The sequence below is a fragment of the Vibrio sp. OY15 genome (assembly GCF_000742455.1).
Lineage (GTDB): Bacteria > Pseudomonadota > Gammaproteobacteria > Enterobacterales > Vibrionaceae > Vibrio > Vibrio alginolyticus.
On record NZ_JPIL01000009.1, the window covers coordinates 740667 to 754164 of the forward strand.

At 42.6% G+C, this 13498-nt stretch carries 14 protein-coding genes; 8 read left to right on the plus strand and 6 right to left on the minus strand.

From position 1 onward, the window contains the following. Positions 1-245: 245 nt before the first annotated feature. The 3 genes from IJ23_RS13650 to IJ23_RS13660 form a co-directional block, all read right to left on the minus strand. On the minus strand, positions 246-1994 hold the full coding sequence (locus IJ23_RS13650) for a formate--tetrahydrofolate ligase (RefSeq protein WP_033906542.1): 1749 nt from the start codon (positions 1992-1994) through the stop codon (positions 246-248). A 236-nt stretch (positions 1995-2230) separates the two neighbouring features. Further along, the gene (locus tag IJ23_RS13655) at positions 2231-3535 is read right to left on the minus strand and encodes an inosine/guanosine kinase (protein ID WP_005376376.1); all 1305 of its coding nucleotides are present in this window, start codon (positions 3533-3535) and stop codon (positions 2231-2233) included. 233 nt (positions 3536-3768) lie between these two features. Beyond that, positions 3769-4239, minus strand: a complete 471-nt coding sequence (locus IJ23_RS13660) for a CreA family protein (protein ID WP_005397614.1) — start codon at positions 4237-4239, stop codon at positions 3769-3771. A 145-nt stretch (positions 4240-4384) separates the two neighbouring features. Here IJ23_RS13660 and IJ23_RS13665 point away from each other — a divergent pair, with 145 nt between their 5' ends. Together IJ23_RS13665 and IJ23_RS13670 are read left to right on the plus strand one after the other, a co-directional pair. Further along, on the plus strand, positions 4385-4894 hold the full coding sequence (locus IJ23_RS13665) for a hypothetical protein (protein ID WP_005376378.1): 510 nt from the start codon (positions 4385-4387) through the stop codon (positions 4892-4894). A gap of 195 nt (positions 4895-5089) precedes the next feature. Then, positions 5090-5758 (plus strand): HAD-IA family hydrolase, encoded by a 669-nt coding sequence (locus IJ23_RS13670; protein WP_017820949.1) that lies wholly within the window; start codon positions 5090-5092, stop codon positions 5756-5758. Between the two features lie 430 nt (positions 5759-6188). On the opposite strand, the gene IJ23_RS13675 is transcribed toward IJ23_RS13670, so the two are convergent. Then, positions 6189-7619 carry a methyl-accepting chemotaxis protein gene (locus IJ23_RS13675; RefSeq protein ID WP_005376380.1) on the minus strand — a complete coding sequence of 477 codons (1431 nt, stop codon included), beginning with the start codon at positions 7617-7619 and terminating at the stop codon, positions 6189-6191. A 314-nt stretch (positions 7620-7933) separates the two neighbouring features. On the opposite strand from IJ23_RS13675, the gene IJ23_RS25425 reads away from it, so the two are divergent. The 3 genes from IJ23_RS25425 to IJ23_RS13685 all read left to right on the plus strand — a co-directional run bounded on the left by IJ23_RS25425 (position 7934) and on the right by IJ23_RS13685 (position 10118). Further along, positions 7934-8107, plus strand: coding sequence for a hypothetical protein (locus IJ23_RS25425; protein WP_162564177.1), 174 nt, complete (start codon positions 7934-7936; stop codon positions 8105-8107). 81 nt (positions 8108-8188) lie between these two features. After that, positions 8189-8791, plus strand: a complete 603-nt coding sequence (locus IJ23_RS13680) for an acyl carrier protein phosphodiesterase (RefSeq protein ID WP_033906543.1) — start codon at positions 8189-8191, stop codon at positions 8789-8791. Positions 8792-8858: 67 nt separating this feature from the next. After that, a complete protein-coding gene (locus IJ23_RS13685) occupies positions 8859-10118 on the plus strand; it encodes a DEAD/DEAH box helicase (RefSeq protein WP_005376383.1) in 1260 nt (419 codons plus the stop codon). A 27-nt stretch (positions 10119-10145) separates the two neighbouring features. Here IJ23_RS13685 and IJ23_RS13690 read toward each other — a convergent pair whose 3' ends face one another. Both IJ23_RS13690 and IJ23_RS13695 read right to left on the minus strand, forming a co-directional pair. Beyond that, positions 10146-10934 (minus strand): EAL domain-containing protein, encoded by a 789-nt coding sequence (locus IJ23_RS13690; protein WP_033906544.1) that lies wholly within the window; start codon positions 10932-10934, stop codon positions 10146-10148. A gap of 187 nt (positions 10935-11121) precedes the next feature. Next, on the minus strand, positions 11122-11754 hold the full coding sequence (locus tag IJ23_RS13695; RefSeq protein WP_033906545.1) for a hypothetical protein: 633 nt from the start codon (positions 11752-11754) through the stop codon (positions 11122-11124). Between the two features lie 183 nt (positions 11755-11937). Between IJ23_RS13695 and IJ23_RS13700 the strand changes: the two genes are divergently transcribed. The 3 genes from IJ23_RS13700 (at position 11938) to IJ23_RS13710 (ending at position 13460) form a co-directional block, all read left to right on the plus strand. Further along, the gene (locus IJ23_RS13700) at positions 11938-12180 is read left to right on the plus strand and encodes a DUF2164 domain-containing protein (RefSeq protein ID WP_005390155.1); all 243 of its coding nucleotides are present in this window, start codon (positions 11938-11940) and stop codon (positions 12178-12180) included. 174 nt (positions 12181-12354) lie between these two features. Then, positions 12355-12894 (plus strand): cytochrome b, encoded by a 540-nt coding sequence (locus tag IJ23_RS13705; RefSeq protein ID WP_025767789.1) that lies wholly within the window; start codon positions 12355-12357, stop codon positions 12892-12894. Beyond that, entirely contained in the window at positions 12891-13460 is a 570-nt protein-coding gene (locus IJ23_RS13710) for a YceI family protein (RefSeq protein WP_017634178.1), read from the plus strand. Before IJ23_RS13705 ends, IJ23_RS13710 begins: the two co-directional genes overlap by 4 nt. Positions 13461-13498: the final 38 nt, after the last annotated feature.

Here is a 13498-nt window from a genome sequence, read left to right on the forward strand (position 1 = left end):
CAAAACAAGAAGATAAATAGGGTTTTCTAGCTTAATAACTATGGCTAAACAAGGCTTAGGGTTAGCGTCTTAACTCTAAAGGTGTAAAACAGGCGCGTTGATGTAAGGCAGGAGAGCTTTGTATCAACGATTCAAGAGTAGAAGGCCTGAGATAACTCTTTTCACAGTTGTTGAGAGTGAGTGGATAGGTAAGTAGACCACTCACAATATGCTCACTTCACTGATAGCGATACGTTATCACTGCACTAAGAGAGACCGACGATATTTCCTTCATCATCAAGATCTAAATTCATAAATGCGGGTTTATCAGGTAAGCCTGGCATCGTCATCACGGTACCAGATAATGCATAAACGAATCCTGCGCCCGCACACAAGCGCAGCTCGCGGATTGGGACGGTAAAACCAGTTGGTGCGCCTTTGACTGCGGAGTCTGTGGTTATCGATAGTGGTGTCTTCGCGATGCAAACCGCTAAGTTGTTAAAGCCTAATTGCTCAAAATGTTTGAGCTGTTCAGTCGCGATAGGAGTCATTTCTATATTGGTTGCTCCATAGCCCGCTTCACATACTGCCATGAGCTTTTCGAGTAATGATTGCTCTTTGTTGTATAACGGACAAAACTCTACAGGCGTGTTACACGCATCAATAACATGTTGAGCTAGTTCCGTTGCGCCTTGTCCGCCTTGCGAAAAAGCGGTGCTGATGGCTACTTTAACTTCGGGATTAAATTGGTGAATTAGATCTTCAAGAGCTTTAAGCTCTTTCACACAATCTTGTGGAAACTGGTTAATGGCAACGACAGCAGGTAAACCGTATTTATGAACGTTATTTATGTGCCATTTTAAATTTTCAAACCCAGCCTCCAATGCTGCTTGGTCCGGATTAAAAATGGAATCTGGAATAGCCATACCTGGCCGTAAATCGTAGTGTCCAGAATTCGCTTTGAGGCCGCGTAATGTTGCTACGATCACTACACAGTCTGGAGCTTTGTTGGCGGCAGCAGCTTTAATGTTACACGCTTTCTCAAATCCCATATCCGAACCAAAACCGGCTTCAGTTACCGTGTAACCTGATAGTTTTAGCGCAATATCGTCCGCGATAATGGATGAATTTCCATGGGCGATGTTTGCAAATGGACCTGCATGGATCAACGTAGGAACACCTTCTAGAGTTTGCATCAGTGTTGGTGCAATCGCCTCTTTTAGTGTTACTGCCATTGCTCCTGCAACTTGTAGATCTTCCGTAGTGACGGGATTTCCGTTCAAATCGTACGCTACGACAATTTTCCCGATACGTTGGCGTAAATCTTTTAAATCTTTGGCTAGTGCAATGATAGCCATTAACTCGGAAGCGGCTGAAATATCGAACCCTTCATCACGCTCGAAACCATTGATGGTTTTTCCCGCATCATTGAGGCCAATTTTGACTTTACGTAGTGTACGATCATTATGGTCCATCACTCGTTTCCAAGTAATATTGGCCGTGTCGATTTTAAGTGCTCTTAACCCGGTGCGTGATTCAAAGGCATCATAACCCTCGCGTTGTTCATGGAACAAGCGAGCGTCAAGAGCGGCTGAAGCAAGGTTGTGCGCCGCTGTCACTGCGTGAATGTCACCAGTAAGGTGTAAGTTTAACTCTTCCATTGGAGCTACTTGAGAGTAACCGCCGCCCGCAGCGCCACCTTTAATACCGAAGACAGGTCCCATCGAAGGCTGCCTTATACATGCAATAACAGATTGATTAAGCTTTGCTAAACCTTGCGCCAGGCCTATCGTCGTAACGGTTTTTCCTTCGCCAAGAGGAGTCGGCGTGATCGCAGTGACGAGTACAAGTTTACCGTCATCATTTGCTTTGAGTCGTTCCAAACATTTTGGGTGGACTTTGGCTTTGTGCTTCCCGTGAGTGTCATACTCTTCGGGTGATAGTCCTACTTTTTCCGCGATAACATCAATAGAAGAAAGTGGTGTGTTTCGGCAAATTTCGATATCTGACTGCATGGAGAATCCCCAAAGTGGCACACAGGTAGCGTTGAAAAACTACCTGAGTTATAACGAGTATTATTGTGAGGCAAAGGTCTGCTTGGTGATGGTACTGTTTCGGTTAGGCTTGTAAAGAGTTTACTGCTTCGTATTGTGCGACATACTAACAAAATCTACTCGTTACAGTGCTAGATAAAAACAAAAAGGCCACCAAATGGTGACCTTGATATATTTTCAGCTTTAAAGCTGTCGTTTTAACGATCCCAATAAGTCTCTTCTAAGCTATCTTCTCGTTCAGGAAGCGCTCGCGATAGGCGAGGAGAGTGCTGCGTCAACACTTCATAGCTTACTCGGTTTGCGTATTTACAAATCTGAGAAAGAGAGGAGTAGGTTAAGCATCGTACTTCGTGCTTTTCTGAGTTAGGCACTTCTTTTTGGTGGAAAGAGTTTGCTGCCATGTCATGCAGTAAGGCTGAAAGGGCTGCATCACCTGCACCATTAGTGTTCTTAATCTCTAATGGTCCACCAAGGTAAGGGCCGATGTGAGAGTAGACCTTCATTGGGTTTTGACAGTCTTCTTTACGCATCGCACGACTAAACTCGTACTGGTTAAAGGCTTCGAGGGAGCTTTCAAGGATGTCGTGTGTGGTTTCTCGTTTTACTTTCTCGTCGGTGTAACCAGCCATGTACAGACCATTTGGTCCTGCCGTACAAAGTACGAGATCAACCCATTCAAGTGCTTTATCAGCAGCTGCTAGCGGCTCTGTTTCACCTGTTAGCGCCGCACCTTCTTCTTCATTCATAGCGACAACAGAAATGTTTTCGCGAATGTATTCTTGCCACCACTGTGCGTTACCTTCGATAACGTACTTCGTCCCTAACGTAAGTACAACAGGGACATCGTGCTTCTTAGCAAAGTCGATCGCTCTTTGTACCGCTTTAGGCATTGGATCTTCTTCTTTACCACGCATTAGGTAAGAAGAAACAACCAGGGCTGATGCTTTCTCAAAGATCTCTTCAGGAATGCTTTCCGGAAGTAGTTGATTCATATGACCTTCGTTGATAGCAAATGTACGCTCACCGTCTTGAGAAATTAGGGTGTAGCAGCGACCAATAGGGCCATCTACCGTTTGTAAATGGTTAAGGTTCATGCGTGAAGACGTACGACAAAGGTAGCGATAAGCAAAAGAACCGACTTGAATGTTCTTAGACATCACACCGAGCAAAACGGATTTGCTGTCGGCTAAAACTGAGTAGTTGTGAAGAGTATTGCCAATCGTGTCACCTGGGTATTGGTGTGTGATCAGGCCTTGTTCAACCAGTTCTTCGTAAAGTGCATCTGCTTTGCTTTCTTCAAGAACGAGCGAATGTCCTTTACTCAGGTTGTATTTCTCTAAAAACGCGTCATCTACACGTGCTTCGATATCTACAATGGTTTGACCGACACCAACAATAGTTGGGCGATATAGCTTAGGTGCCTGTCGGATTTGGTTTACTAATGGATCTCGAGCGTGAGTTGGGAAGTAGTGTTTAGATTTACGCTGACCAGGAAACTTCATGCTTGTTCTTGAGTGAGAAAAAAAAGAGGCGGGATTGTATCACAAAAAAATGAAAATCGTGGCGATTTATTACAAAGAAGTCAGCTCGCTGAAAAAATCAGCGAGCTGAGTAAATAGCAACCAAAGCAGCTGCAATTTATGACGCTTGTCGTATTGTAATGGGTTGTTTTTTAAACTTGTTGCTCAGCAGCGCCCGGAAAGAGCCTGCTCCGCGCTAACTAAATTTACCCGCGTTACTTTTTCACTTCAGTTGGCTCAACGTAAGCCTTGGTACCCCAAAGTGGGACTGTCGAAAGGCTATGCTTAAAACTACCATCGGTCTCTTTTGTTGTATAAGACAAGTAGAGTAAGGTTTGGTTATCGGCATCATAAATACGGCGAACCTTCATTGTTTTGAAGAAAATGCTTTTTGACTTCTTAAATACAATTTCACCGGACTTACTCTTATCTATTTTTGCAATCATTTCCGGTGTGATTTCGCCAGTCTGACGACATGATATTGAGCTATCACTTGGATCTGCTAAGCTGAAATCCGCTTCGATAGAGGCGATGTGACATGTGACACCTGTTACCACCTCGTCTTTCAACTCACCGACTTTGATGTCTTTCAAAGTAAACCAACCGAGCCCCACGTCAGCAACATCGTTATCTGAACAACCAACTAGAGTAGTAGCAAGCAATGCACTTAACAGCATCTTTTTCATTATTTTTGTCCTTAACTAGGAAAGATATTGATGAAATCTATCAGAGGTTTGCACCTAAAACAAAATTTAGCCACGGAAAGGTCTATGTGCGCTAGGTTTGTTGCGGGCTTCATGCTAATGTACTGCTCTAAACGAAGGTATCAAGATGAATGAACAACAGTTAGCCAGTATCGAGCGTAAAAATACATGGCTGTATGATCTGGTCGAAGTTGAATTTCCGACACCAGAGAGTTTGAAAGGGCGCGATGTCTATTTCAAAACGCTAGAAAAAGCAACGTATCAAGTAGTCGACAAAGACACACTACTGGAAAGTGACTCTGAATTTAACCCCGACGATATTTTTCTGGTCGATTTTCATCGACTGACCATTATGTTCTCTATCTTGCAATCTCAGCGCTGGGAACAGCAGTATGATAAAGATATGATCATTGAATATCTGACACAGATTATCCTCACGCCAGATTTTGAATTATATGTTGGTTTTAAATCTGGAGTCCCAATTGGTGCTGCTATTGTTAGCCATCTCGAAGGAAATACACTCATCTCTGATGTTGCTGTTTCTGAATCAAAATACAAAAGCTCGTTTGTGGCTGATCTGGCTAAAAGACTAAGCACCGAGCAAAAACTGTTAGACTCAGTGGTTATCGAAAACTAACTTACACATCAATGTGCATAAAAAGTAAAGCAAGATGACGTTGGGTGATCTTGCTTAGAAAAACTGTAATTGCTCCCTTCTATTTCCATGAAATGCCAAGCTCGTCGTTTCAACAATCCCAAACTCAAATAAGATTAATCCAAACATTCTTAAAATCAGCTTGGGCTTGAGCCTTTAAGACGTCTGGAGATGGCTATGGCAATTACCAATATTAAGTGCGTGATATTTGACTGTGATGGTACGTTGGTCGACAGCGAAAGACTGTGTTGCCAAGCGCTCGTCAATGTATTTAACCAGCATGGGGCTGAGTTAACGATGGAAGAGTGCGTTTCTCACTTTAAAGGAGGAAAGCTCGCTGACATCCTTTTAGATACTAAAGAATTGAAAGATATCAAAGTCCCAATTGATGTTTTAGAGCCGCAATACCGAGAAGAAGTCCAGTCTCTTTTTGTGCGTCACTTACAGCCGATGGATGGCGCAAAACGATTAATTCAGTTTTTGGATTCGCATAATATCGAATATTGTGTGGCGTCTAATGGACCTAAAGATAAAATTGAATACGCTTTGGAGTTAACCGGTTTACTCGATGCTTTCCGAGGGAAAGTGTTCTCGGCATTCGATGCGAATAGTTGGAAGCCTGAGCCCGATTTAATCATGTACAGTGCTATGAGCATGGGCTTTTTACCAAGTGACTGTCTTTATATTGATGACACGCCTAAAGGAGTTGAGGCGGGACTAAACGCCGGTATAAAAACGATACAGTTATTTAATGGTGAAGCTATCAATCTTGTTGATGACGAGCGTGTAATTCGCATCCATCATTTAGATGAATTAAAAGAGCAGCTGTGTGGCTGCTCTGTTTGACCTACTAATGGCAAACCGGACTCAAGCTGTGGATGTGCTTAAGTTTAGACTGTAGGTAAGGCGTTTGATGTAGACATTGGATAGATGAGAAGTTTTTTGTATGAAATCCGCAAGCAGCGCATGTGAATTTCTCGCCATCCGATGAAATGAGATATTCATCTCCTTGGCAGAGTGGGCAATTCAGGTTCTCTATGTCTTTTGTGTCTTTGTAATTATTCATATTGTTTTCCAGCAGCAAATTGGAATTGGCAAGATCAAGCATAGCGGAACGCTTTGTTTAAGAACATTATTTCATCCGGTACAGCGAGAACTTGAGATTCACTTCAAATATCCACTTGGATGTCGTAGAAAATATCGAAGGTAATAGTTGAACACGGTTTAAAGAAAAGGGCTCCTTAAGGAGCCCTTGTTGATCATAAGTTCCACAATGTTATGCGGTGCGGTAGCGTTGTAATATCTCACCAAGAGAAACGGAGGCTTGCGTGAGATTAGCGACGCCAGCGGTAGATTGCTCCGCCACTTCTCTGATTGTGCTTGATTGACTACGAATTTCTGAAAGTTCCGATGCAATATCGTTAGCCACTGCGCTTTGTTCTTCAGCAGATGTGGAAATCTGAATGCTCATGTCCATTAATGAGCGTGCTGACTCGGCAATAGAGGTAACATCATGGCCGATTTCATCAATAAGCTGGCTGCTGGTTTGAGCTTGCTGAACGGTTCGGTTGGTGATTGAAGCAATGTTCTGGCTCTCAATTTGAAGCTTCTCAATCATGGCTTGGATCTCTACTGTTGCCTGTTGAGTTCTGCTTGCTAATGTACGTACTTCATCGGCAACCACTGCAAATCCACGACCTTGTTCACCAGCACGGGCTGCTTCGATTGCTGCGTTTAGTGCCAACAGATTAGTTTGTTCTGAAATGGCGTTAATCGTTGTGATCACGTCATTAATCTGCGTCGTATTCTCGTTTAAATTGGTTACTGACGTAGAGGCTTGTTCAATATAGCTAGATAACGTCTCTATCTCGCCAATCACGTTTTGTACACGGCTTCTGCTTAGTTCGATCTTCTGGGCATCTTGGTCTGACTGCGTCGTTGCTTGTTGAGAAATACTTGATACCTCCTTTGCAGAGGCTGTCATTTCTTCCATTGCCGTCGCGACTGAATCAAGCGTTTGATATTGATGAGATATCTGGGTTTCACTCAACTGCATATCTTTTTCGAATGCAGAAGATGTCTCGCTCAACATCGTTGCATTATTTTTAACACTATTAACCAGTTCACTTAAGGTATCCATAGACTTGTCTAGCGCACAGCCGATGGTACCGAATTCATCTCGACCTGGATGGAAACCAAGACGAGAGGTTAAGTCACCGTCACCAATTTTTTCGGTTGTTGTATATAAAACCCACAGAGCTCCTCCGATAAACGTTGCCACCCAGTAAGAGAATAGGGCAAAAGGAATAACCCATAAGAAGCTGAGTAATAGTGACGATAGAGCTGATGATTTTAACGATTCGTATTGTGTGGACACATTTTGAGTCAGCTTAATCACTTCTCCAGAATGCAACTTGGCATAAGCGGTCACAGACCCATCGACAAAAGAACTCTCGCTTACGCGGTTCGATTTCGATACGCCGTCAATTTCTGTAGCGCGGTTTGATTGAGCATCAACGATACCAGAAAGCTTCGCTTCGCTCGCCGAGATGGCTTGCTGCTCAAATTGTTGTATTTCATTGAAGTAGCGGCTTCCAGCCACTGAAGTGAGGGCTACTAAAAATAGTAGGAATATAACCCACATTTTGTCGTTGATAGACATCTTGATAAACAGCCTGTCTATCGTTCTAAACTCAACTTCTCTCATTTAAAGCTCCATTAGAGATAAAAGATATTGACCAAATCTATTGCTATATCGAAACAAAATATGCGAAGTTAATCAGCAAAATATGTAACGAATACTAAATTTAGTTTAAGAAATGAGATCTAAGGACGCCTATAACAGTATGTTATATCTTTAAATTGACATGAATGTTGATAAAAGAGTCATTTCTCTAAAGTGTTAAGCGGATATGAAATCTAATTGCAATCGTTTACTTTTGATTATGCTCATAGGTTTTTAAATCTTTACTTCTCGCTGTCATGAATGTGTCATATAAAGACTATAAAAAGGAGTTGCTGATGTGGATATGGCAAGAGCCAGGCCGTCAGCAAGTAAAAGCAAGAGAGCTTAAAATAAAGGAGGTCACAATGAGCGACCAATACCAAAACGATGAGAGCCTAGAGCTGCTAGATGCGCTTGAAATTGGCATTATCTTGTCGGAATACGTTGGCTCAGACAAAGAAGCCGAATAGCGGAACACTCTCATCTCGTCGTAATTGACGTTATACTAGGTTCATGTCACACCAAGCCCTAGAGGCCAAAACTGGCGTTGAATGAACTTTCTAGCCCACCTGCATATCGCAGATCACAGTAACAGCCATTTATTGGGAAACTTGCTTGGAGACTTCGTAAAAGGAGATCCAAGCAAGCTGTATGATCGCGATATCTCAAATGGCATCAGATTACATAGATTTGTTGACCGTATTACTGACCATCATCCAATCGTCAACGAATGTAAGCCTCATTTCACTGGTGTTGCGCGACGTTTTGCACCTATCGCTTTGGATATGTTTTGGGATCATTGCCTCGCAAAACACTGGAACGACTTTCATTCCGTGCCTCTCGAACACTTTGTCCAAACGGCATACGAGAGAGTAAACCGAGAGGTTCATGAACATTTGCCGCCACGTTTTTTGGTGCTCCACAGCAGAATGTGGCATGGCCGATGGCTTCAATCCTATCAAGATCTAGACAATATAGAATTTGCACTACATCGGATGTCGCAAAGAAGTCCTAGAATGGCAGACTTAACCACAACATTTAAAGTGATTGAAAGTGATTACACCGAATTAGAAGAGAAGTTCTCGTCACTTTATCGAGATGTTTTGCGCCAGTCGTATGATTTTCAGCAACAGCTTAATGACTCAACTCAATGAGATAGAAAAGTAGTATGGCTTTAGGGGCTCTGGTAAACTCTGCGCTCCAAAAATAATGAGGTTACACATGTCTGTTAATTTTGCTGATTTAGGCATCGAACAAAAGCTAATCGAGACGCTAGGCAATCTAAATATCGTGACGCCAACACCAGTGCAAGAAAAGTCAATTCCACACGTCCTTGCAGGAAAAAACTTACTTGCTGCTGCACAAACTGGTACGGGAAAAACGGCTGCGTTTGGTTTACCTATCATACAAACCGTTCAGCAAAAGAAACTTAACGGCACACCTCAAGCATTGATTTTGGTTCCAACACGCGAGCTTGCACAGCAGGTATTTGATAATTTGAATCAGTACTCGGCAGAAACAGAACTTCGCATCGTGTGTGTTTATGGTGGTACAAGCATTGGCGTACAAAAGAGAAAGTTAGAAGAGGGCGCTGATATTTTGATTGCCACGCCAGGCCGCCTTTTGGATCACCTGTTTAATGGTAACGTAAACATCTCTAAAACCGGTATGCTCGTGTTAGACGAAGCCGACCGTATGTTAGATATGGGATTTTGGCCTGACTTGCAGCGCATCTTCCGACGTTTGCCTGCTGAGAAACAGATCCTATTGTTCTCTGCGACATTTGAGAAGCGAATCAAAACTATAGCGTATAAACTCATGGAATCGCCAGTTGAAGTCGAAGTTTCACCAGCAAATACGACTGCTGAAACGGTAACACAAATGGTTTATCCAGTGGATAAAAAACGGAAACGTGAATTGCTAGCGTACTTAATTGGCTCGCGGAATTGGCAGCAAGTGCTTGTATTTACAAAAACGAAGCAAGGCAGTGATGAGTTAGCGAAAGAGCTCAAGTTAGATGGCATCAAAGCGGTTTCTATCAACGGCGATAAATCACAAGGTGCCCGCCAAAGAGCTTTGGATGAATTTAAACAAGGTAAGGTACGTGCTTTGATTGCAACCGATGTGGCAGCACGAGGGTTAGACATTCAAGAGCTAGAACAAGTCGTGAACTTTGATATGCCATTCAAAGCAGAAGATTATGTCCATCGAATTGGCCGCACTGGAAGAGCAGGAAAGTCAGGTTTGGCGGTTTCTCTTATGAGTAGAGATGAGGAGTACTTGTTGCAAGCTATCGAGAATCTGCTTGATCAACGCTTACCCCAAGAATGGCTGGCAGGTTTCGAACCAAGTCTTGTAGAAGAAGTTGAGCCTGAACAAAATGGGGGTGGGCGTCGTCGTAGTCGTTCATCTGAGAAGCGTAAGCTAAAAGCAAAATTGGCGATTCATAAGAATCGTGGTAAATCACGTAGCTCTCGCTAAACCGCGCAAACTTTTGCTCTTACATAGTCAGGCTGTTTTTGCCTCTTCATAGGCGTCTAACGTTTGGGGGATAGCAAGTAGGTACCCTTGGTACATATCGAAACCGAGCTTTTTCATTAAGCGAAGTTGATGCTCGGTTTCAATTCCTTCGATAACGGTTTTAGAGCATAACGCTTTTGCGAGTGATAATGCATCGTTAAGCGCTTTAAAATCACCGTTTTCATACCTTAGCAATAAAGAGCGATCCATCTTGATTATATCTGGGCAAACGCTTCTCACTCGCTCAGTTGTCGATGCATTGACGCCATAATCGTCAATCGCTAATTTAAATCCTTCAAGACTTAACTCCCGAGCAGCTTGAGACAAAGAGAGTTCATCCTCCACCTTCAATTCAAGTAACTCCATGACGATTTGTTCATTCATCAAATGCGATTCATAAATGGTTTGTTTTAGCAGTCGGTTATAAGTGATGTCTTTAACTAGTATCTCTGCCGCTACCGGTAATACATTGAGAAACAATTGTTTTGTGTGAAAGCGAGACTGAGAGAAATTTTTGATATGGATTAGGCGACTTAAGCGTTCAACATTGAGCAAATCTTGAGTGGGAGTCGCTTTGGATTGGAAAAACTGATCTGGCCTAACGATGGTGCCATTGGCATTGCTAATTCTTACCAGTGCTTCAAGGCCAACGATGGAAATATCGTTCTTATATATGGGTTGAAAGACACTGCGGAGAGTGAAGTTCGTGTATTTCGCAATATACTGCCCGTCGGCTTCTTTCCGGATGCAACTAAGTAGTTGCGAGATGCTCATCATTGTTACCACAACCTAAATCAATGTCTCAACATCAGCGTTATCGCGCTAATTTTTCTATTTCATTGGCAATGAATCTAAGTGTGCTCATTAACTCAAGCAAGAACGATGGTAATGGATGGGTAGTTTTGTCGAGTGATATCAAACAAATTGATGAAATAATTGATAATCTCAGCACTTCAATTTGATGCTACCATTGCAGTACGGCATACAACTGCAAATATTTTCTGACTAACTGCTGTTTGTTCGAACGCCGTAAAGGATGCCCAAACTTAATGTAACAAGGGCTAATACCGAATCGAGTGTCCAACGATTGCGTGAGTTGCGACTCGCTGGTGTACAGTGTGATTCCTTGTTCTGTGTATTCGTTGATCTGATCGGGTAGTTCCCCCATCCACCAATGAAGCAATTCTCGGCTCGTTTTGCTGCGACTTATCCAATGATCACAAACCAAAAAGAGTAGGTCATTAGGCTGTAAGGCATAGCCATATTCACTCTGCCATTCCGTAATTGATGAGAGTAAGTTTTCCCGGCAAGATTTTCCGGCACTGACCATATGGTGACTCAGAACCCAGACAGTGCCGATGTCGGATGAAATTCGATAGTGATGGGGAAGGTCTGGAGACTCCAACACTTCGATTGGCTTTATCACGCAGTTGTATCCAAAGTGACGAAAAGTATGTTCCATCCTTCTTGAAAACGCGAGACCAAGATGATGCTCACTCATGCCTTGGTTATGCACCGCAGGGTAATGCTTTTCACACAGCTTAAGACAGTCGTCTTGAAAATCATTAACACTTTGAATAACTAGGTCGAGTAGCAAAGAATATCCCTTAATAATTACAAAACGAACTGCAAAAGGTTAGCATAGTCTTTTGAGAATAGACTAATTTACTTCGGCAACTTCTTGATCTAAACACCAAATTTCTCACAAATGACCGTGTCTAATCTTTCATAGAACAACACGAAAGAAGCAGAAGTTGAACAAAAATTTGAAAGGGAAAAAATGATAAAGCTAGAACGCGCACAAAAAGAGGCGTTGGCCACCGCCATTCAAGATTACATGCAAGACGAGCTAGATGTTGAAATTGGCCAGTTCGATAGTGAGTTTCTAATTGATTTTATTACAGAAAAACTAGGACCAATTTATTATAACAAGGGTGTTGAAGATGCTAAGTTACTGGTTGAACGCAGAATGTTAGAAGTTTCCGAAGAGCTGTATGAGATAGAACAAGAAGTTAAGCTGTAAGTTTCAGTTTTACAAACGATTTAAAGTTCCTTCAAAAAATTCGAACAACTTGATAGATACGGTACCATTGGCTAGATGTAAATGATGGTAAATAATCTGTTTCATATGACGTAAATAGGTTAATGTAGTGTTTCTTGCTCAGCATTAACTTAGGAATATATCTAGGAACTTGAGATGGATACACTGGTAAAGAATTACAACCTTACTGCACGCGTGATGCATTGGTTATCAGCGCTGTGCATTATTGGTCTATTTGCAGTGGGTTTGTGGATGGTCGACCTTAGCTATTACAGCGAATGGTATCGAACTGCGCCGCATTACCATCGCTCTGTCGGTATTTTACTCGCTATTTTAACTTTGGCACGCATCGTATGGAAACATGTGACGGCGTCACCAAAGGTAGAAGGCAAACGTTACGAAGTGCTTGCTGCTAAAGCAGCGCATGGTGTCATGTACCTACTATTGATCACCATCTTTGTTTCAGGTTACCTCATTTCAACGTCTGATGGACGCGGCATCGAAGTGTTTAATTGGTTCACCGTGCCAGGAGCGGGAGAGTTATTCCCAGGCCAATCAGATATTGCAGGTGAGATTCACTTCTATGCAGCTTGGGCAGTCATCCTGATTGCAGGCTTACATGCTATTGCTGCACTAAAACACCACTTTATCGATAAAGACAACACATTAAGAAAAATGTTAGGAGCTTCAAAATGAAAAAGTCACTTTTCGCTACAGGATTAGCTATCGCTATGGCACTGCCATTTGGTGCGCAAGCTGCAGATTATGTCATCGATACCAAAGGTGCTCACGCTTCAATCAACTTTAAAGTTAGCCACTTGGGTTACAGTTTCATCAAAGGTCGTTTCAATACATTTTCTGGTGACTTTTCTTTTGATGAAAACAACATTGCTGACTCAAAAGTAAATGTTGTTGTTGATACAACCAGCCTAGATTCAAACCATGCTGAACGTGACAAACACATTCGTAGTGGTGACTTCATCGATGCTGGTAAATACAGTGAAGCAACCTTTACGAGCACAAAAGTGGTTGATAAAGGCAATGGCAAACTAGATGTAACTGGTGATCTAACGCTACACGGTGTTACTAAGCCTATTACTATTGAGGCTGAATTCGTTGGTGCTGGCAGTGACCCATGGGGCGGCGAGCGCGCTGGCTTTGTTGGCAACACTCGCCTAGAGCTTGCTGACTTTGACATCCCAGTAATGGGTGCTTCAAGCTACGTCGATATGGAACTTCATATCGAAGGTATTAAGAAGTAATTAGTTCCTTTTAGATTGACCCGTCCTGATATGGGTTG

Bases quoted from the DNA above. Each gene is read 5' to 3' on its own strand.
- IJ23_RS13650 (WP_033906542.1), bottom strand. From the start codon at position 1,994: ATGCAGTCAGATATCGAAATTTGCCGAAACACACCACTTTCTTCTATT.
- IJ23_RS13655 (WP_005376376.1), bottom strand. From the start codon at position 3,535: ATGAAGTTTCCTGGTCAGCGTAAATCTAAACACTACTTCCCAACTCAC.
- IJ23_RS13660 (WP_005397614.1), bottom strand. From the start codon at position 4,239: ATGAAAAAGATGCTGTTAAGTGCATTGCTTGCTACTACTCTAGTTGGT.
- IJ23_RS13665 (WP_005376378.1), top strand. From the start codon at position 4,385: ATGAATGAACAACAGTTAGCCAGTATCGAGCGTAAAAATACATGGCTG.
- IJ23_RS13670 (WP_017820949.1), top strand. From the start codon at position 5,090: ATGGCAATTACCAATATTAAGTGCGTGATATTTGACTGTGATGGTACG.
- IJ23_RS13675 (WP_005376380.1), bottom strand. From the start codon at position 7,619: ATGAGAGAAGTTGAGTTTAGAACGATAGACAGGCTGTTTATCAAGATG.
- IJ23_RS25425 (WP_162564177.1), top strand. From the start codon at position 7,934: ATGTGGATATGGCAAGAGCCAGGCCGTCAGCAAGTAAAAGCAAGAGAG.
- IJ23_RS13680 (WP_033906543.1), top strand. From the start codon at position 8,189: ATGAACTTTCTAGCCCACCTGCATATCGCAGATCACAGTAACAGCCAT.
- IJ23_RS13685 (WP_005376383.1), top strand. From the start codon at position 8,859: ATGTCTGTTAATTTTGCTGATTTAGGCATCGAACAAAAGCTAATCGAG.
- IJ23_RS13690 (WP_033906544.1), bottom strand. From the start codon at position 10,934: ATGATGAGCATCTCGCAACTACTTAGTTGCATCCGGAAAGAAGCCGAC.
- IJ23_RS13700 (WP_005390155.1), top strand. From the start codon at position 11,938: ATGATAAAGCTAGAACGCGCACAAAAAGAGGCGTTGGCCACCGCCATT.
- IJ23_RS13705 (WP_025767789.1), top strand. From the start codon at position 12,355: ATGGATACACTGGTAAAGAATTACAACCTTACTGCACGCGTGATGCAT.
- IJ23_RS13710 (WP_017634178.1), top strand. From the start codon at position 12,891: ATGAAAAAGTCACTTTTCGCTACAGGATTAGCTATCGCTATGGCACTG.